Annotated in this window: 21 protein-coding genes and 1 riboswitch; of the genes, 17 read left to right on the plus strand and 4 right to left on the minus strand. The window is 38.2% G+C overall.

What is annotated here, in order from left to right; translation table 11 throughout:
* The first annotated feature begins 611 nt into the window (after positions 1-611).
* The 4 genes from LIS78_RS06175 to sigI all read left to right on the plus strand — a co-directional run bounded on the left by LIS78_RS06175 (position 612) and on the right by sigI (position 6,706).
* Positions 612-1,355, plus strand: coding sequence for a LytR/AlgR family response regulator transcription factor (locus LIS78_RS06175; RefSeq protein ID WP_195780857.1), 744 nt, complete (start codon positions 612-614; stop codon positions 1,353-1,355).
* A 159-nt stretch (positions 1,356-1,514) separates the two neighbouring features.
* Positions 1,515-4,538: a PAS domain S-box protein gene (locus LIS78_RS06180; RefSeq protein ID WP_252284841.1), complete on the plus strand. Its 3,024-nt coding sequence runs from the start codon at positions 1,515-1,517 to the stop codon at positions 4,536-4,538.
* Positions 4,539-4,614: 76 nt separating this feature from the next.
* A riboswitch (yybP-ykoY riboswitch) is annotated at positions 4,615-4,710 on the plus strand.
* A 96-nt stretch (positions 4,711-4,806) separates the two neighbouring features.
* The gene (locus LIS78_RS06185) at positions 4,807-5,622 is read left to right on the plus strand and encodes a TerC family protein (protein WP_195780855.1); all 816 of its coding nucleotides are present in this window, start codon (positions 4,807-4,809) and stop codon (positions 5,620-5,622) included.
* 373 nt (positions 5,623-5,995) lie between these two features.
* Positions 5,996-6,706, plus strand: coding sequence for an RNA polymerase sigma factor SigI (gene sigI / locus LIS78_RS06190; RefSeq protein WP_057238761.1), 711 nt, complete (start codon positions 5,996-5,998; stop codon positions 6,704-6,706).
* 52 nt (positions 6,707-6,758) lie between these two features.
* Here the strand turns inward: sigI and LIS78_RS06195 are convergent, their stop codons facing one another.
* From LIS78_RS06195 to phaQ, 3 genes are all read right to left on the minus strand, one after another.
* On the minus strand, positions 6,759-6,956 hold the full coding sequence (locus tag LIS78_RS06195; RefSeq protein ID WP_013055933.1) for an alpha/beta-type small acid-soluble spore protein: 198 nt from the start codon (positions 6,954-6,956) through the stop codon (positions 6,759-6,761).
* A gap of 143 nt (positions 6,957-7,099) precedes the next feature.
* Positions 7,100-7,612, minus strand: coding sequence for a polyhydroxyalkanoic acid inclusion protein PhaP (gene phaP / locus LIS78_RS06200; RefSeq protein WP_014461097.1), 513 nt, complete (start codon positions 7,610-7,612; stop codon positions 7,100-7,102).
* A gap of 168 nt (positions 7,613-7,780) precedes the next feature.
* On the minus strand, positions 7,781-8,221 hold the full coding sequence (phaQ, locus tag LIS78_RS06205; protein ID WP_013055935.1) for a poly-beta-hydroxybutyrate-responsive repressor: 441 nt from the start codon (positions 8,219-8,221) through the stop codon (positions 7,781-7,783).
* A 392-nt stretch (positions 8,222-8,613) separates the two neighbouring features.
* Between phaQ and phaR the strand changes: the two genes are divergently transcribed.
* From phaR to LIS78_RS06240, 7 genes are all read left to right on the plus strand, one after another.
* Complete coding sequence (gene phaR / locus LIS78_RS06210; protein WP_209151186.1) at positions 8,614-9,213, plus strand: polyhydroxyalkanoic acid synthase subunit PhaR; 600 nt, start codon at positions 8,614-8,616, stop codon at positions 9,211-9,213.
* Positions 9,214-9,294: 81 nt separating this feature from the next.
* Complete coding sequence (locus tag LIS78_RS06215) at positions 9,295-10,038, plus strand: acetoacetyl-CoA reductase (RefSeq protein WP_013055938.1); 744 nt, start codon at positions 9,295-9,297, stop codon at positions 10,036-10,038.
* 76 nt (positions 10,039-10,114) lie between these two features.
* Entirely contained in the window at positions 10,115-11,203 is a 1,089-nt protein-coding gene (locus LIS78_RS06220; RefSeq protein WP_013055939.1) for a class III poly(R)-hydroxyalkanoic acid synthase subunit PhaC, read from the plus strand.
* 121 nt (positions 11,204-11,324) lie between these two features.
* Positions 11,325-11,543: a hypothetical protein gene (locus LIS78_RS06225; protein ID WP_209151188.1), complete on the plus strand. Its 219-nt coding sequence runs from the start codon at positions 11,325-11,327 to the stop codon at positions 11,541-11,543.
* A 185-nt stretch (positions 11,544-11,728) separates the two neighbouring features.
* Positions 11,729-13,108: a TrkH family potassium uptake protein gene (locus tag LIS78_RS06230; RefSeq protein ID WP_286676965.1), complete on the plus strand. Its 1,380-nt coding sequence runs from the start codon at positions 11,729-11,731 to the stop codon at positions 13,106-13,108.
* A gap of 256 nt (positions 13,109-13,364) precedes the next feature.
* The gene (gene ykzP, locus LIS78_RS06235) at positions 13,365-13,532 is read left to right on the plus strand and encodes a protein YkzP (RefSeq protein WP_474326131.1); all 168 of its coding nucleotides are present in this window, start codon (positions 13,365-13,367) and stop codon (positions 13,530-13,532) included.
* Entirely contained in the window at positions 13,529-13,702 is a 174-nt protein-coding gene (locus tag LIS78_RS06240; RefSeq protein WP_013082205.1) for a protein YkzE, read from the plus strand. The genes ykzP and LIS78_RS06240 overlap by 4 nt, the downstream gene beginning before the upstream one ends.
* A gap of 27 nt (positions 13,703-13,729) precedes the next feature.
* On the opposite strand, the gene LIS78_RS06245 is transcribed toward LIS78_RS06240, so the two are convergent.
* The gene (locus tag LIS78_RS06245; protein WP_252284843.1) at positions 13,730-15,499 is read right to left on the minus strand and encodes a B12-binding domain-containing radical SAM protein; all 1,770 of its coding nucleotides are present in this window, start codon (positions 15,497-15,499) and stop codon (positions 13,730-13,732) included.
* Positions 15,500-15,692: 193 nt separating this feature from the next.
* Here LIS78_RS06245 and LIS78_RS06250 point away from each other — a divergent pair, with 193 nt between their 5' ends.
* The 6 genes from LIS78_RS06250 to LIS78_RS06275 all read left to right on the plus strand — a co-directional run bounded on the left by LIS78_RS06250 (position 15,693) and on the right by LIS78_RS06275 (position 22,295).
* Complete coding sequence (locus LIS78_RS06250; protein WP_280640304.1) at positions 15,693-16,412, plus strand: FadR/GntR family transcriptional regulator; 720 nt, start codon at positions 15,693-15,695, stop codon at positions 16,410-16,412.
* A gap of 138 nt (positions 16,413-16,550) precedes the next feature.
* Positions 16,551-18,071: a nicotinate phosphoribosyltransferase gene (locus LIS78_RS06255; protein ID WP_195780851.1), complete on the plus strand. Its 1,521-nt coding sequence runs from the start codon at positions 16,551-16,553 to the stop codon at positions 18,069-18,071.
* 35 nt (positions 18,072-18,106) lie between these two features.
* A complete protein-coding gene (gene nadE / locus LIS78_RS06260; RefSeq protein WP_252284844.1) occupies positions 18,107-18,937 on the plus strand; it encodes an NAD(+) synthase in 831 nt (276 codons plus the stop codon).
* A gap of 490 nt (positions 18,938-19,427) precedes the next feature.
* Positions 19,428-20,147 carry a (Fe-S)-binding protein gene (locus tag LIS78_RS06265; RefSeq protein WP_029325071.1) on the plus strand — a complete coding sequence of 240 codons (720 nt, stop codon included), beginning with the start codon at positions 19,428-19,430 and terminating at the stop codon, positions 20,145-20,147.
* 17 nt (positions 20,148-20,164) lie between these two features.
* Positions 20,165-21,604 carry a LutB/LldF family L-lactate oxidation iron-sulfur protein gene (locus LIS78_RS06270; RefSeq protein WP_057238750.1) on the plus strand — a complete coding sequence of 480 codons (1,440 nt, stop codon included), beginning with the start codon at positions 20,165-20,167 and terminating at the stop codon, positions 21,602-21,604.
* A complete protein-coding gene (locus LIS78_RS06275; protein ID WP_195780849.1) occupies positions 21,582-22,295 on the plus strand; it encodes a LutC/YkgG family protein in 714 nt (237 codons plus the stop codon). Before LIS78_RS06270 ends, LIS78_RS06275 begins: the two co-directional genes overlap by 23 nt.
* Positions 22,296-22,441 lie beyond the last annotated feature (146 nt).

The following is a 22,441-nucleotide window of genomic DNA, read 5'->3' on the forward strand; positions in this document are numbered from 1 at the left end:
GGAAAGTCTTCACGTTTAACTATATGTGATTTATACTATGAAATGGTATAATAATCATAGTTCTAAAAGGAACTAGTTCGGAATACATATGTAAGTTCATAACGTTATATGCTAGAATTTTTATAATAAAATGAATAAAAAATACATAAATTTTTGTAGATAAGCTTACAAATACATGGTTATCGAGGATAATATGGAATTAATTCCCTTGAATAAAAAGTAAAAAAACTAATAAAAGTATGGGTGAAAGAACGTAGAACATGTTTTAATAGTAAGAGAAGACAAAATGATTGAAAAGAGCCTGTCATCTTTATCAAAAATATTGAATAAAGATTTTTGGCATGCTGATTTACAGATTATAAAAAGGGTATTAAATCATTGTTAGGAAAATAAATGATAATAGCTAAACGGTTTTTATTTCTTCTTCTAGAAAACCTACAATTATTGCAATATTCCCCATGAACAATCGTTATGCGTTTCATTAACGATTAGCTTCCGTGTAGATCATTCATCTCAACATAAAAACACTATAATGATGTGTAAACATGCGTAAAGCAGAATGGGCAATAGTTCGTACTATACTTTAACATTGTATCCTAGGGGGAGTCAGGATGAACAAAATTAACTTAATTATTGCCGATGATAACGAAGATTCGGTTGAAATTTTAGATTATTTTATAGAGCAGCTTCCGGAATTTGAAGTTATCGGAATCTGTAAAGACGGAGAGCAGCTTGTACAAGAAGTGATGGCTAAAAGTCCAGACCTTTTGCTCGTAGACATTAACATGCCTACGATTAACGGTGTAGATGCAATAAAAAAGTGCCTGCGCATTAAGCCGAATTTAAACTTTATTTTTATCACCGGTTACGATGAATTTGCCGTGAAGGCATTTGAGTTGTCAGCACTGGATTACATTGTAAAACCGATTGAAAAAACCAGACTTTACATGGCGTTAGAGCGGGCCAAAAATTCCATTAGAATTGATAACAATCAGTCAAAAAAGCCGGGTGATCAATTAAAGAGGCTGCCTGTAAAATTTAATGGATCTACTTATTACATTCCAATTGATCAAATTATCTTTATCGAAAAATCCGGAAAAAAATGCTTGATTTATACTCAATCACGTGTGTATGAGACGTATGAAAATATTAGTGATATCTATATGTATTTGAATCCTTCCATGTTTAGTCAAACGCATCGGTCTTATATCGTAAATTTACAGAAAGTTTCACACATCACACCAAAAAACGAAACATATCTTGTTTATTTCTTAGAAATTGATGAATATGCTCATATTTCAAAACTAAAAATCCAAGACGTTCAAAAACAGCTGCATCAGTTAATGACCAATTAAGAGATGCTGCCGCTTCTAAAATAGTTATGTTGATGAAAGGACGAAGCTTATGTAAGTTTCGTCTATTTTATGTGTCTGTTTTCGGAATAAATGATAGTAATATAGTTCTTATGAGGAGAGTTAGATAGAAGAAGTAACGTTGAATTGAAAGGAAAGAAAATGATTTCAATTACTGGTCATTATAATGAATTTACCGTATTTCTTGCTGTCATTGTAGGGATCCTTGCCTCTTATACAGCACTTGATATTATGAGCAAAATGATGAAAGAGCAGCGAAATAATTATTTATGGCTTACTCTGTCAGCGGCTTCAATGGGAATTGGAGTAGGGGCTATGCACTATATTGCTATGTTTGGTTATTATGTGCCTGTTAGCTTTCATTTTGATGGTGTACTTTCCGTCCTTGCTTTAATAATAGCGATTAGCGGATCACTAGGTGCATTTTGGACATTTTGGAAATGGCGCACGTCGGTATGGTCAGGGCTGATTTTAGGAAGCAGTATTCTGGGTACACATTATATTGCAATGGCAGCAATTGAAACCGAAGCGCACATTCATTATGCGGTGCTATCTGTTTTGCTTTCTATCATCATTGCTCTAGTCGTTGCATTTTATGCCATGCACCTGTTTTTTCGTTCGAAAAGCGTGAAAGCTAACCCGTTCCTTAAATTGGTTAGCTCTATTTTATTGGGCATTGGCATTTCAGTTATGCATTTCATCAGTATGTATGGGATGAAGCTGCATATTGCACATTCATTTGCTAGAAGATGGGGCCAGTGGCTGCCGTATCAAGCGCCATTTTCCAATATGATTGCAAGCATCACAATTACGCTACTCATTGTCTTTCTGCTTGTTGCTGCTTTTAAGCGTCAGGAAGAAGTGAGAGACAGTCAATTAAAAGAAGAGTATTATCAATCTCTTTTTAACTACAACCCTAACATTGTGTGTGCAGTTGATTTGTACGGCAATATTCAAACAATTAATCCAAAAGGAATCGAGCTAACAGGATACACGTTAAATAAAATGGAGAAAATCCCGTTTCCTTCTATGTTTAGAGAAGCTGAAATAGCTGAAGAATATATGTGGAAATCCCTGAGCGGAGACTCTGTATATTATGAGGCAACGCTGATTCGCAAAGATAATCAGTCTGTATACGTTGAAGTAACGCAAATGCCCATTATTGTTCATGATCAAATTAAAGGCAGTTACGTCATCGCCAAAGATGTGACAGATCGAAAAATGGCTCAACAGCAGCTTTTGAATTTACAAAAAGATTTAAAACGCACGCTTTCACAGCAAGATGGCACTATTTTTAAATTTGTGAAAGGCAGTAAAGGGTATGTCTATACGATGTGCGAAGGCAAAATGATTCGTGAAATGGGATATGACGAAACAGATGTTGTCGGAAAAACACTTGATGAATTTTTACCTGAATCCTACGCAAGAGATAATAGGAGTTACTATGATAAAGCATGGGCGGGAGAGAAAGTGTCGTATGAAGTACTTTTGAACGACTTTGCTTATTATACGAAGTTAACGCCTCATATCTACAAAGGAGAAGTACAAGAAGTTATTGGTTCTATAGTAGATATTACTGATCTTCACGAAGCAAGAGAAAAGCTGGCTAAAAGTGAAAGCATGTATCGCTCCGTTCTTTCTACAATGTCAGAAGGCGTGGTGTTTCATGACCTTGAAGGAAACTTAATTGCTGCCAATGCATACGCTGCTAAGATTCTCAACGTGCCTTATGATGAAATCTTAGCAGTTAACCCGTTTGGTTTAGATTGGGAAATTATTCATCCTGATGGCACAGCTTTTGCACTCGAAGATATTCCATCTGTCCGCTGTCTTCATACAAAAGAGCCTGTGCGAAACACGGTCATGGGCATTTATTTGAATGAGAAAAAGTTGACTTGGCTTTCGGTGAATGCTGAACCTCTGCAAGAAAGCAAATATTATAAAGGCGTAGTTGTCACATTTTATGATATTACAAAGCAGCAGGAACAAGAACAGGACCTGCTTCATTCCAATCAGCAAATGATTATAGCCAAAGAAGAAGCCGAAAAAGCAAATCAAGCTAAGTCAGAATTTTTATCAAAGGTAAGCCATGAACTTCGAACGCCTTTAAATAGTATTTTAGGCTATGCACAGATATTGGAAGAACAAGGAGAGAAAGATTTAACAGAAAAACAATTGAATCGTATACGAAAAATTTTAAAAGCTGGTAATCATCTTCTTTATTTAATCAATGAAACGCTTGATTTATCGAAAATTGAATCAGGTCACTTGGCGATTAACCTTGAACCAGTGTCGGTAAAAGAAGCAATTGAAGACGCGCTTAAAATTATGAAACCATTAGCAAAAGATAAGCATAGTATATTTTATACTCGCTTTCACGCATACCAAGAAGTCTTTGTGGAAGTAGATGAACTTAGGTTTCAGCAGATTTTATTAAACCTGCTTACCAATGCCATTAAATATTCGCCTGCTTATCGCGATATCATTATCTATACTGACATCACTCAGCATCACGTAACTATATCGATTGAGGATAAGGGCTTTGGAATTCCAGCTTCGGAATTGCATCGGATTTTTGAGCCTTTCTACCGTGTGAATAGACTAGAAAAAGACGGAACAGGAATTGGGCTGGCGCTTGTAAAACAGCTTGTTGTATTAATGAATGGAACGTGCGGAGTGCAAAGTGAAGAAGGAAAAGGCAGTACATTTTGGGTTCGTTTTTCTTTAGTACATCCACCTGTTCCTAAACAATTATCCAATGAAGGAGAAGCTGAGCCTTTTTTAGGCTTTTCCATGCCGACATCAATTGTATATATTGAGGATAACGATACAAATATTGAGCTTATGCAATCGATTCTTTCTCCATATAAAAACGTTAAGCTCCTAGTTGCCAAAACAGGCGAAAACGGCATCCAGCTGATCAGGTCTATTTCACCGGATATGATCTTAATTGATATTGATCTGCCTGATATGAATGGTTTTGAGGTATGCAAACAGCTTCAGCTGGAAAAAGAATTGAAGCACATTCCTCGAATTGCCCTGAGTGCAAGCGCGATGCAAAGCGATATCGATCAAGCTTTTTTAGTCGGCTTTAGTGAATACGTAACAAAGCCTATTCATATTTCAGCGTTTTTGAATGTATTACAACGCTTAACAAAAGCTTAACAAAAGTTTAGAGGGCTTTTAATTGACTTATTAGTGGACCTTTTGTAAAATAAAAACAACTTAATACATTTACTTCTTACGGAGTAAAGGGGAGTAGCGTCAGGGAAACCTGAAACAAAGTCGTCATTACATGGAGTATTCCATCGGCTTTGTTGGCATAATGATTATGCTTAGCAAGACCTTTGCCATATTTGGCAAAGGTCTTTTTGTGTTTTATTCCGGTAATGAGGATAAATAAACTTATACAAAGAAACGAGAGGGGATTTTTATGGATGCATCGCTTTTGTTAGAGTATGGATGGGTATTGCTAGTGCTGGTTGCATTAGAAGGAATTTTGGCGGCGGATAATGCTCTTGTGATGGCCATTATGGTCAAACATTTACCGGAAGAAAAACGCAAGAAGGCATTATTTTACGGATTAGCCGGTGCCTTTATTTTTAGATTTGGTTCATTGTTTTTGATTTCATTTTTAGTCGACGTATGGCAGCTTCAAGCCATAGGAGCCATTTACTTATTGTTCATTTCCATTAATCATATTGTGAAGCGGTATGTGAAAAAAGACGATCGTGAAAAAGTGAAAGAAGCAGATGAGAAAAAGGGCTCAAGTTTCTGGATGACGGTTTTAAAAGTAGAAATAGCGGACATTGCTTTTGCCGTTGATTCAATTTTGGCCGCTGTGGCTCTCGCCGTTACATTGCCAACAACAAACCTTCCTCAAATTGGCGGACTCGATGGCGGACAATTCTTGGTGATCTTCGCCGGAGGAATTATGGGATTAATTATTATGCGTTTTGCTGCAACTTGGTTCGTGAAGCTATTAAATACGCGCCCAGGCCTAGAAACGGCAGCTTTTGCTATCGTAGGCTGGGTAGGGGTTAAGTTAGCGGTCTACACCCTTGCTCATCCAGAGTTAGGTATTATTAATGAACATTTCCCTGAATCAAAAGTGTGGAAAATTACGTTTTGGATTGTGTTACTTGCTATAGCAGCTTCAGGCTGGTTTCTATCTAAAAATAAAGAACAAACTGATCTTAAAGGCTCAGAGAAAGAAAAAGAATCGTTAAAAAAAATTGAAAATCAATAATACAAAAAAACGCGCCTTCAATGCGAATTGAACGCGCGTTTTTTATATTGAGACAAAATACCTAGTTTAGATCGTTTAGAGAAAGGGTAAAAGAACTAACTGCTGTTTAATTACTGTATATCCGAATGTTTTGCTTTTTCGTTCATATTCTGTAGAGAACAGAAAGCAGCGGTGAGTAATTCAGTTCAATGAAGTTTATTTCAGTTCATAAACATATATTTCAAATGTATGTTAATTGGTAAAATTGAGCTATTATGGGTTATAATAAAGGGAAATTAAAAGGAGCAGAGCGCTTCTCAACCCTGCTCGTCATCAAAAGAATGGATATTAACATGGTATAAAGCAACTGAGTATAGTAAAAGAGGTGAAGCCAATGCTCACAAAAGTTCAAACGCCTCCATCGCTTGAAACGCTTGTACTGACGATTCAGCAAGGGGATAAACAATTACATAATGAAATGATTCAACAATATAAACCGTTTATTGCTAAAGTTGTTTCAGCTGTATGTAAACGTTATATAAGTGAAGCTGACGATGAATTTAGCATTGGTCTGATTGCATTTAATGAAGCCATTGAAAATTACACAATCCAAAAAGGACGATCCCTTCTTGCGTTTGCGGAGCTTATTATCAAAAGAAGAGTAATCGACTATATTCGAAAAGAAAAGCGAAATCAAACGCTGCTCTATAACCGAATTGAAAATGAAGGTTTTATTCAAGGGAAGGTAGAAAGGGATATATCCCTTTCTAACTATAAGAGGCAAAGTGAAACTTCATATATTCAAGAGGAAATGACTTATTTTTGTCAGACGCTAAAATTGTTTAAATTAACTCTTGAAGACATTATTAACACGTCTCCTAAACATAAGGATGCAAGGGGAAATGCAGTGGAAGTTGCATCTTTTATCGTCAATGAAAAAGAATTAAAAGATAAGCTGTTTTTAAAGCGGCAGCTTCCTATTCGCTTGATTGAAAAACATGTCAAAGTGAGCCGGAAAACGATTGAAAGAAACCGTAAATATATCATCGCGATGGTTATTATATTAGCGGGGGACTACGTGTATTTAAAAGACTATATTATGTAAGAAAAAAGGCACGCGCAGGTGCCTTTTTTTAGCCATGTTATGAAATTGTGTTTTATTTTTGTGTGCTGCCGCTTAAGTGAGCTTGAGCTTGTTGCACTAAGCGTTTTGTGATTTCTCCGCCTACTGAGCCGTTGCTGCGTGCAGCAGTGTCAGAACCTAGAGTTACCCCAAATTCTTGAGCGATTTCATATTTATATTGATCTAAAAATTGTTCTACTCCTGGTGTTAATAGTTTATTTGTTCTAGCCATGATTAGTCATCTCCTTTTTTAGTTGTACAGCAGTTCACTGCTGTACCTGTATTATTTGTTGTTTACCATTTTGCATACTGGTAATGGTTTGCAAGAAAGTATAAAAAAGCCCAGCTTTCAAAGAAGCTGGGCTTTTTTATATATTATTTTACAACTGCATATTGCTCAAGAGACTGAGCAAATGACTTTTGAAGAGATTTTACTTGTTCTACGTATGCATCAGATACGTGTTGGAATTCTTGGCGCGTTTTCTTTTGCTCTTCTACTAATTGTGTTACTACTTGATGATATTGTTCTTGAGCTTGCTTTACTAAAGAATAGCTTGATTTGCTTTGGTTAAGAGAAAGCTCTTGTAATTTATTTAATGCTTCATGCGTGCGGTTTGTCCATTCTTCATAAGAATCGGCAACAGCGTTACCAGCTGTTTTACGTAAGTTTTCAACTGTTTTTTGTTGAAGATCTTCTAATTCAGCTTTCCATTGTTTGTCTGTTGCTTGAAGTTGTTCAACTGCTTTTGTTACAAATTCTTGCTGTTGCTCAAGTGCTTTTAACGTCCATTGCTCAATTTGTTTGTTTCCGTCTGCAATGTTTTGTAACCCCTTTGTCCATTGTTCCCACATTGCATCAATTACTGTATCATACTTTACTGTTGACATAATCAAATTCCTCCTTGAATAATTTGGTCTGGCGAACAGTTATCGTAATGAACAAAACGTTAAAGAAGAAATTCGTAGTTGTGTAATAAACCTAACATTCCGCGCTCGCTGATTGACCGTGAAATTTAACATTATATTAGGAAACGCAGATGTACTGCGTGAATCCCTTTAATCGTTTTCTTCCTCTTTTGATTCTTTTGACTTTTTAGAAGAAGAAGAGCTAAAAGGGAACAACATGTCGGTATACATGTGAAAAAATGAATCTAACATGTTTTGATACTGTTCAAGTGAATTAGCCCACATGCTTAAATATTGTTCACCGGCATCTGTTAATGAATAAATCCGGCGTGCAGGTCCTTCAGCTGATGTATCCCATTGCGATGTAATCAAGTTGTCTTTTTCAAGCTGTCTCAGCGTGCGGTAGACATTTCCTTGATCAACTGATGTGAATCCAAAGCTCATTAGTTGCTGAATGAGCTTGTAACCATGTAGATTCCAACCTCTTAAACTTAAAAGAAGAAAAGGAACCATCAAGTTTTTTGGTGCACCGCTAATCGATTTTTCTAAGTTGTTTGAATTAGAGGTGTTATCTTTTTCACTTGATCCCAAGGTAATCACCCCTTCGAAAAAAGAGAATTTGTTTTCTATATGTGTAATTTACACCTAGATGAAAAAATTGTCAACACTTTAAAACAGGTCTTTCAAATACAGGAAAAAAGAACGATTTTTTGGATTTCGACAAAAAGCGTCAAAAAAATTCAAAAATAAACAAAGATTTAGAATTGTTTATTTTGGAAAACGAATTTATAATAGTACATGTAGGTAATTTTTATAACATTTATAATTTGTTGGTAAGTGAATTGTGAAAAGATTTACATTATCCAATAAATAAACGCAAAATTGGTTGCGTTTACTTAGAGCTTCTAATATGTCGCTTGTCACATTAAGTGTCCATATTGAAAGCCATCACTTTTAACGTACACAAGAAAGGAGATGGAGTTTTGGAACAGCAAAAAGTATTTGATCCGTTTCAAGCATGGAAAGACGTATATGACAAAACCGAATCTTACTGGGGTAAAGTTATTGGGGACAATATGAATCGTGAAGAATTTTCCCAGCTCATGGGAAATGTGCTAAATATGAACCTTCAATATCAACAAGCAGTAAATGAAGTAACGGGGCGCTATCTGCACCAAGTAAATGTACCAACAAAAGAAGATGTAGCAAACGTTGCGTCATTAGTCATCAATGTGGAAGAAAAAGTAGAATTATTAGAAGAGCAATTTGACGATCGTTTTGATGAATTAGAAGCACAGCAAGAAAGTGCATCTGCTTTGAAAAAAGATGTAACTAAGCTGAAATCTGATGTCAAATCGTTAGACAAAAAACTCGACAAAGTTTTGTCTCTTCTTGAAGGGCAGCAAAAAACACAAGACGAGTTAAAAGAAACTATTCAAAAACAAATTAAAACTCAAGGTGAGCAGCTTCAGGCTCAGCTGTTAGAAAAACAAGAAAAATTAGCTGAAAAGCCAAAGGCAGAAGCTAAAGCTGAAGCAAAACCATCAAACGCTCAAAAAACTGAGCAGCCAGCTCGCAAGTAAGGTATAGGGGATTTTATAACAACATTAACTGCTGTATTTACAGTAAAAATCATCGCTGAAGAAGCAAGGGGGAAATTTTTCATGACAACATTACAAGGTAAAGTAGCAATCGTAACAGGCGGATCTAAAGGTATCGGGGCAGCAATTACACGTGAGCTTGCTTCTAATGGAGTAAAAGTAGCAGTAAACTATAACAGCAGTAAAGAATCTGCAGAAGCAATTGTAAAAGAAATTAAAGACAACGGCGGAGAAGCTATTGCGGTTCAAGCTGACGTGTCTTATGTAGATCAAGCAAAACACCTAATCGAAGAAACAAAAGCTGCGTTTGGTCAATTAGACATTCTAGTAAACAATGCTGGAATTACGCGCGACCGTTCATTCAAGAAGTTAGGTGAAGAAGATTGGAAAAAAGTAATTGATGTAAACTTACATAGCGTATACAACACAACATCAGCTGCGCTAACGCACCTTTTAGAATCTGAAGGTGGTCGTGTTATCAATATTTCATCAATTATTGGTCAAGCGGGCGGATTTGGTCAAACAAACTACTCAGCTGCTAAAGCAGGTATGCTAGGATTCACTAAATCATTAGCTCTTGAACTAGCTAAGACAGGCGTAACGGTTAATGCAATTTGCCCAGGATTTATTGAAACGGAAATGGTGATGGCAATTCCTGAAGATGTTCGTGCAAAAATTGTTGCGAAAATTCCAACTCGTCGCTTAGGCCACGCTGAAGAAATTGCACGTGGAGTTGTTTACTTAGCAAAAGACGGCGCGTACATTACAGGACAACAGTTAAACATTAACGGCGGCTTATACATGTAATAGATGCTGGCCCTGACTTTTGTCGGGGCTGTGCTTGTTAACTAACTACTAATGGAATGAAAGGGTGTGTATATTCGTGGCAATTCCTTACGTGCAAGAGTGGGAAAAATTAATCAAATCAATGCCAAGTGAATATAAAAGTTCTGCAAGACGTTTTAAGCGTGCATATGAAATTATGACAACAGAAGCGGAACCGGAAGTTGGATTAACACCAAAAGAGGTTATTTGGAAAAAGAACAAAGCGAAATTATATCGCTATACGCCAGTAAAAGATAACCTGCATAAAACACCAATCTTACTCGTATATGCACTGATCAATAAACCGTATATCTTGGATTTAACACCTGGAAACAGCCTTGTTGAATACTTATTAAACCGCGGTTTTGACGTGTATTTGCTTGACTGGGGAACTCCTGGGCTTGAAGATAGCAATATGAAGCTAGATGATTATATCGTGGACTATATTCCAAAAGCGGCGAAAAAGGTGCTGCGCACTTCTAAATCTCCTGATTTGTCTGTTCTTGGTTACTGCATGGGCGGAACTATGACATCTATTTTTGCTGCATTAAATGAAGACTTGCCGATTAAAAACTTAATTTTTATGACAAGTCCATTTGATTTTTCGGATACAGGTTTATACGGGGCATTTCTAGACGATCGCTACTTTAATTTAGATAAAGCAGTAGATACATTCGGAAACATCCCTCCAGAGATGATTGACTTTGGAAACAAGATGTTAAAGCCAATCACGAATTTCTACGGCCCGTATGTAACGTTGGTGGACCGCTCGGAAAATCAGCGCTTTGTTGAAAGCTGGAAGCTAATGCAAAAGTGGGTTGCTGACGGAATCCCATTTGCTGGCGAAGCTTATCGTCAGTGGATTCGTGACTTCTATCAACAAAACAAACTAATCAATGGTGAACTTGAAGTTCGCGGACGCAAAGTAGATTTAAAAAATATTAAAGCTAATATTTTAAACATTGCTGCTAGCCGTGATCATATTGCGATGCCGCATCAAGTGGCAGCTTTAATGGACGCTGTTTCAAGTGAAGATAAAGAGTATAAATTGTTGCAAACAGGTCACGTATCTGTTGTATTTGGTCCAAAAGCAGTGAAGGAAACATATCCTTCAATCGGCGATTGGCTAGAAAAACGCTCTAAATAAAATAAAGACGAGGCTGGGACAAAAGTATTTTAGCCGAAGTGAAAAACGAACCACTGATATTAGTGGTTCGTTTTTTTGTTATGGTGAACGTAGGTTTCAAATATGTAGTTGCTTCTAGCTGTTGATTGGAGGGCAAGGCGAAGACTCCTGCGGGAAAAGCGGAACAAGTGAGACCCCGCAGGAGCGTCAGCGACGAGGAGGCTCACGGGCCGCCCGCGGAAAGCGAAGTCTTGCACGGAAATCAACAGCCATGTCACAAGCGGTTCAGCTCATGTATCCCATTTGTTCGTCTTTAGATTGGATTCATTTAATTATGTCTCAACCTCGTTTTTTTGTGTAAACAGACAATATTGAGTGACGGTTCTTTATGCGGACTGCTGGGATTTATGATATCTAATGACAAGTGAGGTGACTTCTTTTATACTAATGTAGTCACCTTCTTGAACATGGGATTTTTTACATGGATATTTCGATCCGTGTAACAATGAGTATGCTTTGGGAAGAAAGAAGAAAACTATTAGTATTATAACAAAAAAGGAATGTCAGATTATGCCGCAACCATGGAAACGACGAGTAAGACAGATGTCTTCAGCTCAAATTATTGTTACATTTTACATAGTGGCTGTTACGCTTGGATTTCTATTACTTAGTATTCCAGAAGCTTTAAAGCCGGGAGTGAAGTTAGCATTTATTGATCGCTTATTTATTGCCGTTAGTGCGGTAAGTGTAACAGGGCTGACACCTGTCTCTACTCCGGATACATTCAGTACGACGGGCTATTTTTTGCTCGCTTTTATCTTTCAAATCGGTGGTATTGGTGTGATGACACTCAGTACATTCATTTGGATAATTTTAGGTAAAAAAATTGGTTTAAAGGAACGTCAGCTCATTATGACAGACCATAACCAATCCCGCTTATCAGGATTAGTTGACTTGATGAGAAATATTTTATTTATTATTTTTGCCATTGAACTAGTTGGCGCCATTATTTTAGGATTACATTTTCTCCGTTATTATTCGAGCTGGACAGATGCGTTTCTGCATGGTTTCTTTGCTTCTGTCAGCGCTACAACAAATGCTGGCTTCGATATTACAGGATCTTCATTTATTCCGTATGCCCATGATTATTTTGTACAAGTGGTAACCGTTATTTTAATTACGCTTGGAGCGATTGGATTCCCTGTATTAATTGAAATTAAGCACTATTTTTTAACATTTAAAGATAAGCGTAAATTTCAATTTTCGCTATTTACGAAGCTAACGACCATTATGTTTTTTCTGTTGTTAGCAGGGGGAACAATCTTGATTCTTGTGCTAGAGCATTCAGGGTTTTTAGCAAATAAGTCTTGGCATGAATCTTTCTTTTATGCATTTTTCCAATCCGCTGCCACAAGGAGCGGAGGAGTGGCGACCATGAATATTAATGAGTTTTCGCTTCCTACGTTAATTATGATGAGCGCGATGATGTTTATCGGGGCTTCTCCGAGCTCAGTAGGGGGAGGAATTCGTACGACGACGTTTGCATTAAATATTCTTTTCCTGTTTTATTACGTAAGAGGAAATAAGACGATTAAAATCTTTCGCCGCGAAATTCATGAAGATGACATTATTAAATCAGTAGCTGTATCGATGTTAGCTATAATCATTTGCTCGATTTCTCTTCTTATTTTAAGTATTACAGAACATTTTTCTCTCATTGAGCTTATTTTTGAAGTGTGTTCAGCTTTTGGGACAACAGGTTTATCAATGGGAATTACAGGAGGGCTTTCTGATATCGGTAAATGCGTTATTATGATTTTAATGTTCATTGGTCGAATCGGCATGTTTTCATTTATCTTAATGCTTCGCCGTCCAACGTCTGGACCTGATTATCACTATCCGAAAGAACGTATTATTATTGGATAAAAGAGGCTGGGACAAAATTATGTTAGTTGCAGGAAGATCCGAACGAGTTTGTTTCTTGATTAAGAATCAAACTCGTTCGGATCTTTTATTATGATGGTGAACGTAGGTTTCATTATCCCATTTGTTCGTTTTTAGATTAAAGTGATTTTGTCATGTTTCAACTGCTTTTTTACAGCTTTTTCTGCTTATATTGCTTAGCAAAAGGCGCATTCTAAGAAAAGGAAGTTCAATGAGCTTCCAAGCATAGGAGGGATAGATGATGGCAAAGCGTAAAGTAGGGTACAAATCAGCACTAACTAACAACAATACACCAAAAGAGAGCCTTTCAGATGCAGAATTTGCTGCTGAGTATGCTGGCGGCGAGGAGCCGGCTAAAGGCGCGAATCGCAATTCAAAAAAAGGAAAGCAAGGTAAGCAACGATGAGCAAACATAAACAAAATAATAAGCACATCGCGAGCACCGAAGCGAAGCAAAAACAATTACTGCAAGAAGAGTTCGGAGCGGAAATGGGCGATCCGAACGCAGCTAAAATATATGAATCCCTAGGAAAGACAAAGTCTGATAAAGAGCATGAAAAGAAAAAAGAATGTTAAAGAAAAAAACCTCGGATATCCGAGGTTTTAGCTTACAACTGGAAGACCAAATGCTTCTACAGGTGCTGAATAAAGTTTCGTATCATTTGCTTTTTGATCATAATAAGCAAGAAGAACAGATGGTTGTTCATTGATTTGTCCCGTTTGTTTATAATACATATAGTCAAATGGAAGAATCTCTAAAACAGTGTGCTTGTATAATTCTTTTTCAGCAAGCTGTTCAGCTTCAAAAGCCCGTCCCATGATAGAAGGATTAGCAAGCATTTGCTGATAGTAATGAGAGCGGACTTGTTTTTCTACTTTATCGTCCCACCAAGGTTTACGAGGCTTATGCTTTTGGTTTTGTAAATAATCAATTTTCATAAACCCTTCAACCATTTCTTCATTTGAAAAATTCTCTGTTTCAATATACTGTCTAAGGCGTCTGAATAAATCTTCAAGCTGATGGCCGATTCGAACCCAGCCCATTTCATCCCAATACGTCCCGAAGTTTTGGAAGAAATCAAAAGGTGTATCATAGCAGTGCTCTACTAAAAACTCTATTGTTTCATCCATTCGATGGTCATTCCAAAACTTTTCTAAAATATCTTCTACATGTTTAATACGTACGACATCTGAAAATGGCAAGACGTTATTGCTTAAAATTTCATAAGGCGACTGATCCATGTATTGATAATTATAGCGAGGCGCACTTAAGCGTAAGCCGGTGCCGCGAAGCATTTTTAAAAAGCCTAACTGAAGCTCTTCAGGGCGAAGTGCAAATACATCATTAAACGTATTTTTAAATGAGTTATAATCTTCGTCTGGCAGTCCCGCGATTAAATCTAAATGCTGGTCGATCTTTCCGCCTTCTTTTACCATTGTTACGGTGCGCGTTAATTTTTTAAAGTTTTGTTTGCGTTTGACTAGTTCATTGACAGCATCATTTGTAGATTGAACGCCAATTTCAAAGCGGAATAATCCTTTTGGCGCATTATCGTTTAAGAACTGAATAACTTCTGGGCGCATAATATCAGCAGTAATTTCAAATTGAAACACGGTACCTTCACGATGTTCATCAATTAAAAATTGGAACATTTCCATGGCGTAGCTGCGGCTGATGTTGAACGTGCGGTCTACGAACTTAATTGTGCGCGCTCCGTTATCCATCAAATAGCGAATATCTTCTTTTACCTTTTCTCTATCGAAATAACGAACGCCTACTTCAATAGAAGAGAGACAGAACTGACAGCTAAACGGACAGCCGCGGCTTGTTTCAATATACACAACGCGTTTTGAAAGTTCTTGGCGGTCTTCTTCAAAACGGAAAGGGGAAGGCATTTCGCGCAGATCAATTTTATTGCGCTGTGGATTAACAACTGGTTTTCCTTCTTTTCGGAAAGCCACGCCGCTTACGTTTTCAAACTGACGCTCTCCGTGAAGTTCGTCCAACAGCTGCTTGAAGGTTTCTTCTCCTTCACCAATAGCGATAAAGTCAGCTTCAGGAATACGCTCTAGCCAGTGAGTTACATCATAGGTTACTTCTGGTCCACCGAATATAATGATGAGCTCGGGATTGATCTTTTTAAGCATTTGTGCGACTTTAATCGTTTCTTCAATATTCCAAATGTAACAGCTGAAACCAATAATATCTGGGTTGCGTTTATATAAATCTGTGACAATGTTCATAGCAGGATCTTTAATTGTATATTCGGCCATATCCACTTTATAGTCAGGCTCAGCATAGGCTTTTAAACATCGAAGGGCTAAAGAAGTATGAATATACTTCGCATTCAATGTACTGACAACAATGTTCATTCAAAAAGCTCCTTTTAACTCGTAATATGAAATCAATTTACTATTTTAGCACATTTGAGAAATAAAGTATAAATACCTTTGCACTTTTGTTGTGGAGGGGAAAAGATTTCGGTAAAATGTAACAGAAACGTAAAAGAAGAAAGAGTCTCGGTTAATGTGAACCTTGGTGAACGAAAAAAATGAGGTGGAAAACGTGGAATATAAGCGAATTAAGCCAAAAAAAATATACGAAGAAGTAGCCGAAACGCTTCTTGAGAATATAAAAGAAGGCAGCTTGAAGCCTGGAGACCGTTTGGATTCAGTGCAGCAGCTGGCGGAAAACTTTCAGGTAGGACGCTCAGCTATTCGTGAAGCTCTTAGCGCTTTGCGGGCGATGGGTCTTCTGGAGATGAAGCAAGGAGAAGGCACATTTGTACGCGAATTTAACTCAGATATGCTGTCTTTGCCTGTAACTAGCGCTGTATTAATGAATAAAAATGATATTGAACATTTGCTTGAAGTGAGAAAAGTATTAGAAATTGGAGCTGTTCGAGCGGCAGCTCAAAAGAGAACGGATGCGGACCTTAAACAGCTGTCCGATAGTCTGGAACAAATGAAAGGAGCGTTTGGCAATGAAGAACTGGGAGAGAAAGCAGATTTTGCTTTTCATTTAACCATTGCTAAAGCCTCACAAAACCCTCTTTTAGTGAAGCTTATGAATAACGTATCAGAAATGATGATTGAAACGATGAAAGAGACAAGACGCATCTGGCTTTATGCAGAAGAAAAAACGGCTGAACGGATTTATAAAGAGCATCAGCAAATTTATGAGGCTATTTTCTCTCAGCATGCAGAAGACGCTCAGCATTTTATGATGAGTCATCTTGACAATGTTGAACATGTACTAATGAAATACATACCGGAAGAAAAATAACGCCATTTCAGGTAGAAAAGTGTGCATCAAATAACAAAAAAACTAAAATTCAAGCACCTTCCGATAATTTATGCTTGCTCTATTGTGAAAAGATTTACATAATAGAAACTAGGATTGTCAAATGGAGGGTTACAAAGTATGAAAAAGCAATATAGAGATGATAGTTTGGCTTTGCATACAGATCTATATGAACTGAATATGGCGCATACGTATTTTAAAGACCACATTCATAACCGTCGTTCTGTATTTGAAGCTTACTTTCGTCGGATGCCGTTTGAAAGCGGTTATGCGGTGTTTGCCGGGCTAGAAAGAGTAATTGATTTTATTGCTAATTTTAGGTTTAGCGAAACGGATTTAGATTATTTATATGAAGAATTACATTATGAAGCGGAGTTTATCGACTATTTAAAACAAGTTCGATTTAGCGGTAATATTCGTTCGGTCGTAGAAGGCGAAATGATTTTTGCTAATGAACCAATGCTGCAAATTGACGCTCCTTTAGCAGAAGCGCAGCTTATTGAAACGCCGCTTTTAAATATTTTAAATTTCCATCCGCTGATTGCAACAAAAGCCTCGCGTATTCGCTTGGCGGCGGGAGAAGATAATTTATATGAGCATACGGGTACAAATCAGCTTATGGAATTTGGCTCAAGAAGAGCACATGAGCTAGACGCTGCTTTTTACGGAGCAAGGGCTGCTTATATTGGAGGCTTTGACGCAACGAGTAATGTCAGAGCGGGAAAAGTATTTGGAATTCCCGTGTCTGGCACTCACGCCCATGCGCTTGTTCAAGTCTATCGTGACGAATATAGTGCGTTTAAAAAGTATGCGGAATCACACCGTAACTGTATCTTTTTAGTAGACACGTATAATACGTTAAAATCAGGTATTCCAAATGCTATTAAAGTAGCAAAAGAAATGGGAGATCGCATTAATTTTATCGGTATTCGATTAGACAGCGGAAGACTTCCATATCTTTCTCAAGAAGCAAGAAAAATGCTTGATGAAGCTGGCTATCATGATGTGAAAATTTTTGCTTCGAATGATCTCGATGAGTACAGCATTCTGGATTTGAAAGCGCAAGGTGCCAAAATTGATGGATGGGGAGTTGGAACAAAGCTCATGACGTCTTTTGATCAGCCTGCGCTAGGAGCTGTGTACAAGCTGGTTTCCATTGAAGATGATCATGGAAACATGGTGGATACGATTAAGCTGTCAGAAAATCCAGAGAAAATTTCAACTCCCGGTCTAAAAGAAGTATACCGAATTGTAAATCAAGTGAATCACAAATGGGAAGGCGATTATATTACGATGCAAGACGAAGTGCCGAACGAAGAGCAGCACTTAAAAATGTTTCATCCGATTCACACGCACGTCAGCAAGTTTGTCACAAACTTTAACGCACGTAAAATTCACCAGCCAATCTTTGCGCAGGGAAAGCTTGTGTACGAGCAGCCTACAATTGAAGAAATGAGAGCCTACTGCTTACAAAACTTAAAGCATCTATGGGATGACTACAAAGTCATTACAAAATCGAACGAAGATGTATTCCGTCCTACAGAGTATCCAGTAGACTTGAGTACAAACTGCTGGGATAACAAAATGCAAAATATCGAAGAGACTAGAAGCAAGTTACTATCTGATACAGTGCTTGTGTAGATCCCATCAGCTAGTAATGAGAGGAGAGTTTTTTTATGAAAGAGCTACAAAAGCAAATTATTGAAGAAATGAACGTACAAAAAGAAATTAATCCCGTAGAAGAAATTCGCCGCAGCGTTGATTTTCTGAAATCATACATGAACAAATATCCTTTTTTACGTTCGTTTGTACTAGGTATTTCCGGCGGCCAAGATTCTACGTTAACTGGAAAGCTGGCACAGCTAGCGGTTAATGAGTTAAATGAAGAAGCCGGAGAAGAGCGCTATCAGTTTATTGCTGTTCGTCTTCCATACGGTGTGCAGGCAGATGAAGCAGACTGTCAAGATGCACTTGCTTTTATTCAACCAACAAAATCTATTTCTATTAACGTAAAACCAGCAGTGGATGCTATGCTTTCTGCTGTTGAAGAAGCGGCAGGAGATAAAGTATCCGACTTCAACAAAGGAAATGTAAAAGCACGTGAGCGAATGATTGCACAATATACGGTAGCTGGAATGTACAGTGGAGTCGTACTAGGAACGGATCACTCTGCTGAAGCTGTTACAGGATTTTATACAAAATTCGGTGACGGAGGAGCTGACTTAGTACCTATCTTCCGTCTGAACAAGCGACAAGGAAAACAAATGCTAAAAGAATTAGGCTGTCCCGAGCATCTATATATGAAAAAACCAACGGCTGATTTGGAAGAAGATCGTCCACAGCTTCCGGATGAAGAAGCGCTTGGCGTAACGTATGAGCAAATCGACGATTATTTAGAAGGCAAAGATGTAGGTGAACATGCAAGTAACATCATTGAAGGTCACTTCTTAAAAACGCAGCATAAACGCCAATTGCCAATCACAGTATTTGATGATTTTTGGAAATAAATAAGTAAGAAGCTAAGACAAAAGTAGTTTAGTTAAAGGAAGATCCGAACGGGTTTGATTCTTGATGGAGAATCTTCACCGTTCGGATTTTTTTAATGATATGGCAAACGTAGGTTTCACGTGTTTCGTTTCTTCTAGCGGTTGATTGGAGGGCAAGACGAAGACTCCTGCGGGAAAAGCGGAATAGATGAGACCCCGCAGGAGCGGAAGCGACGAGGAGGCTCATCGGCCGCACGCGGAAAGTGAAGTCTTGCACGGAAATCAACAGCGGTGTAACAAGCGACTAGCCCATTAATCCCATTTGTGCGTCTTTAGATTGAAATGATTTCGTTATCAACCTCTTATTATTTTGTGGGAAAAATATCAAACAAAGAAATGTATTTTTGAAAAACTAGTGAAATTAGAAAAACATAGGAGTATAATAGCATTAAGTCATCTGATGACCTGTTAACTAAAAGAAGTAAAATGATCAGCTTGGAGGGAGCAAATGATGAAAGTATCTTTATTTGCCACATGTTTGATTGATATGTTTCAAACAAATGTAGGAAAAGCGACGGTAGAATTGTTAGAACGATTAGGATGCGAAGTGGATTTTCCAAAGAGTCAAGTTTGCTGCGGGCAGCCTGCGTATAACAGCGGTTATGTAAAAGAATCAAAAGAAGCGATGAAAAACATGATAAAAGCGTTTGAACATGCAGAGTACGTTGTATCTCCGTCTGGCTCGTGTGTGACAATGTTCAAAGAGTATCCCCATCTTTTTGAAGGTGATGCTGCATGGCATGAACCTGCCGTGAAGCTTGCTGATAAAACGTATGAGCTAACGGATTTTATTGTAAACGTTTTAAAAGTGGAAGATGTAGGAGCCAGCTTAAATGGGAAAGCCACTTATCATTCTTCTTGTCATATGACGCGTTTGCTAAACGTAAAAAAAGAACCTTTTACACTATTAAACAATGTAAAGGGTCTTGAAATGGAGAATCTTGAAAACAGTCATAACTGCTGCGGATTCGGCGGGACGTTTTCGGTTAAAATGGGGCAAATCTCTGAACAAATGGTAGATGAAAAAGTAGGCTGTATAGCTAAGACAAACGCAGAGTACTTAATTGGAGCTGACTGCGGCTGTCTTATGAATATTGGAGGAAGAATTGAACGAAAAGGACAGCCTGTAAAAGTGATGCATATCGCTGAAGTGTTAAATAGCAGAATGTAAAGAAAGGAGAATACCGAATGTCTATGAAAATAGGAAACGATCAGTTTAAAAAACGCGTCGATGATGGAGTCAATAATGCATTTATGCGCTTTGCGGTTTCAAGTGCTCAAGAGCGTTTAAGAAGCCGTAGATTAGATGCGGCAGAAGAGTTAGGAAACTGGGAAGAATGGAGAGCGCTTGGCGAAGAAATTCGTCAGCATACGCTTGAAAATTTAGATTACTATTTAGAGCAGCTCACTGATAATGTAGCTAAACGCGGAGGCCACGTTTTTTTCGCTCAAACAGCTGAAGAAGCGAATGAGTACATAAAAAATGTAGCGAGGAAAAAACAGGCAAAGAAAGTCGTTAAATCCAAGTCAATGGTTACAGAAGAAATTCATATGAACGCTGCTTTAGAAGAACTAGGCTGTGAAGTTATTGAAACGGACTTAGGAGAATATATCCTGCAAGTAGATGATCACGATCCGCCTTCTCATATCGTAGCTCCTGCGCTTCATAAAAATAAAGAACAAATTAGAGATGTATTTCAGGAAAAGCTTTCTTATAAAAAAACAGAAAAACCTGAAGAACTAGCTCTTCATGCCCGGGAAATGCTGAGAAAAGAATTTTTATCAGCAGATATTGGCATCACAGGATGTAATTTTGCGATTGCAGAATCTGGATCTATTTCACTTGTTACCAATGAAGGAAATGCAAGGCTAACGACCGCCCTTCCTAAAACGCAAATTACGGTTATGGGAATGGAACGAATTGTGCCAACATTTGAAGAGTTTGAAGTGTTGGTAAGCCTGTTAACTAGAAGTGCAGTAGGTCAGCGGCTTACAAGTTACGTAACGGCACTTACGGGACCTAGACTTCCAGGAGAAGTAGACGGACCAGAAGAATTTCACCTAGTGATTGTAGATAACGGACGATCTGCGATTTTAGGAACTGAGTTTCAATCTGTTTTACAGTGTATTCGCTGTGCGGCATGTGTGAATGTATGTCCCGTGTATCGCCATATTGGAGGACATTCATATGGATCTATTTATTCAGGTCCGATTGGAGCTGTATTATCTCCTTTGCTTGGAGGCTATGAAGACTACAAAGAGCTTCCATATGCCTCAACGCTATGCGCAGCCTGTACAGATGCCTGTCCAGTCAAAATTCCGCTGCATGAGCTATTGCACAAGCACCGTCAGCGAATTGTCGAAAAAGAAGGAAAAGCACCTATTTCGGAAAAGCTGGCGATGAAAGCATTTGGCTTGGGCGCAGCTTCCTCTTCTCTATATACAGTGGGCGCTAAAGTAGCACCGGCAGCTCTTACTCCTTTTATGTCAGGAAGCAGTATTTCCAAAGGGCCTGGTCCATTAAAAGCGTGGACGGAAAGCAGAGAGTTTCCAGCGCCTACAAAAGAGCGCTTACGAGATTGGTTTGATAAAAGGAGTGATGGTGATGAACGGAAGCATTCAAAATAGAGACAATTTTTTAGACAATATTGCTGCTAATCTTAAGCGAAGCAGGCGAACAAGCGGCGTAGTAAAGCCACAATGGAAGCATGCTCCTCAGCATGAGGTCTACCGCAACTATTCGCCGGATCAATTAAAGAAAGAGCTTGAAAACCATTGCGAACGTATTCATACTCGCTATGTAGAAACCTCATCACAACACTTACCAGCTGCCCTTGAGGAAGCCGTAGCGAACTATGGAAATGGTCTTGTCTGCACGTGGAATGATCCTAGGTTTTCCGAATATGGATTGAATCCGCTGATGGAGAAATGGGAAACAAACCGTAACCTTCACGTATGGAATTCAGTAAAAGGCGATGAGAATATTACACTAGCTGAACAAGCAAACGTCGGCATCACGTTCAGTGATTTGACGCTAGCGGAATCTGGAACAGTTGTTTTGTTTAGCAGTGCTGCAAAGGGACGAGCAGTAAGTTTGCTGCCCGCCACTTATATTGCGATCATACCTCAAAGCTCAATTGTCCCTCGCATGACACAAGCCGCTGAAATGATTCATGAAAAAGTAGAGCGAGGAGAAACGATTGCTTCTTGCATTAACTTTATTACGGGACCGAGCAATTCGGCTGATATTGAAATGAATTTAGTAGTTGGTGTGCATGGACCTATTCAAGCAACTTATATTGTAGTGAATGATCGATAGAGGCTGGGACAAACGTATTTTTGTTGAAGGAAAATCCGAACGATGAATCGAGATTCTTAATGAAGAATCAAATTCGTTCGGATTTTTTTATTGGTAGGGTGAACCTAGGTTTCTTGTATGTAGCTGCTTCTAGCTGTTGATTGGAG

The organism is Priestia megaterium, from assembly GCF_023824195.1.
GTDB lineage: Bacteria > Bacillota > Bacilli > Bacillales > Bacillaceae_H > Priestia > Priestia megaterium_D.

What these genes read in the sequence shown, in the direction of transcription:
- LIS78_RS06175 (WP_195780857.1), top strand. Translation starts at nt 612, where the DNA reads ATGAACAAAATTAACTTAATTATTGCCGATGATAACGAAGATTCGGTT.
- LIS78_RS06180 (WP_252284841.1), top strand. Translation starts at nt 1,515, where the DNA reads ATGATTTCAATTACTGGTCATTATAATGAATTTACCGTATTTCTTGCT.
- LIS78_RS06185 (WP_195780855.1), top strand. Translation starts at nt 4,807, where the DNA reads ATGGATGCATCGCTTTTGTTAGAGTATGGATGGGTATTGCTAGTGCTG.
- sigI (WP_057238761.1), top strand. Translation starts at nt 5,996, where the DNA reads ATGCTCACAAAAGTTCAAACGCCTCCATCGCTTGAAACGCTTGTACTG.
- LIS78_RS06195 (WP_013055933.1), bottom strand. Translation starts at nt 6,956, where the DNA reads ATGGCTAGAACAAATAAACTATTAACACCAGGAGTAGAACAATTTTTA.
- phaP (WP_014461097.1), bottom strand. Translation starts at nt 7,612, where the DNA reads ATGTCAACAGTAAAGTATGATACAGTAATTGATGCAATGTGGGAACAA.
- LIS78_RS06215 (WP_013055938.1), top strand. Translation starts at nt 9,295, where the DNA reads ATGACAACATTACAAGGTAAAGTAGCAATCGTAACAGGCGGATCTAAA.
- ykzP (WP_474326131.1), top strand. Translation starts at nt 13,365, where the DNA reads ATGATGGCAAAGCGTAAAGTAGGGTACAAATCAGCACTAACTAACAAC.
- LIS78_RS06240 (WP_013082205.1), top strand. Translation starts at nt 13,529, where the DNA reads ATGAGCAAACATAAACAAAATAATAAGCACATCGCGAGCACCGAAGCG.
- LIS78_RS06245 (WP_252284843.1), bottom strand. Translation starts at nt 15,499, where the DNA reads ATGAACATTGTTGTCAGTACATTGAATGCGAAGTATATTCATACTTCT.
- LIS78_RS06255 (WP_195780851.1), top strand. Translation starts at nt 16,551, where the DNA reads ATGAAAAAGCAATATAGAGATGATAGTTTGGCTTTGCATACAGATCTA.
- nadE (WP_252284844.1), top strand. Translation starts at nt 18,107, where the DNA reads ATGAAAGAGCTACAAAAGCAAATTATTGAAGAAATGAACGTACAAAAA.
- LIS78_RS06265 (WP_029325071.1), top strand. Translation starts at nt 19,428, where the DNA reads ATGAAAGTATCTTTATTTGCCACATGTTTGATTGATATGTTTCAAACA.
- LIS78_RS06270 (WP_057238750.1), top strand. Translation starts at nt 20,165, where the DNA reads ATGTCTATGAAAATAGGAAACGATCAGTTTAAAAAACGCGTCGATGAT.
- LIS78_RS06275 (WP_195780849.1), top strand. Translation starts at nt 21,582, where the DNA reads ATGAACGGAAGCATTCAAAATAGAGACAATTTTTTAGACAATATTGCT.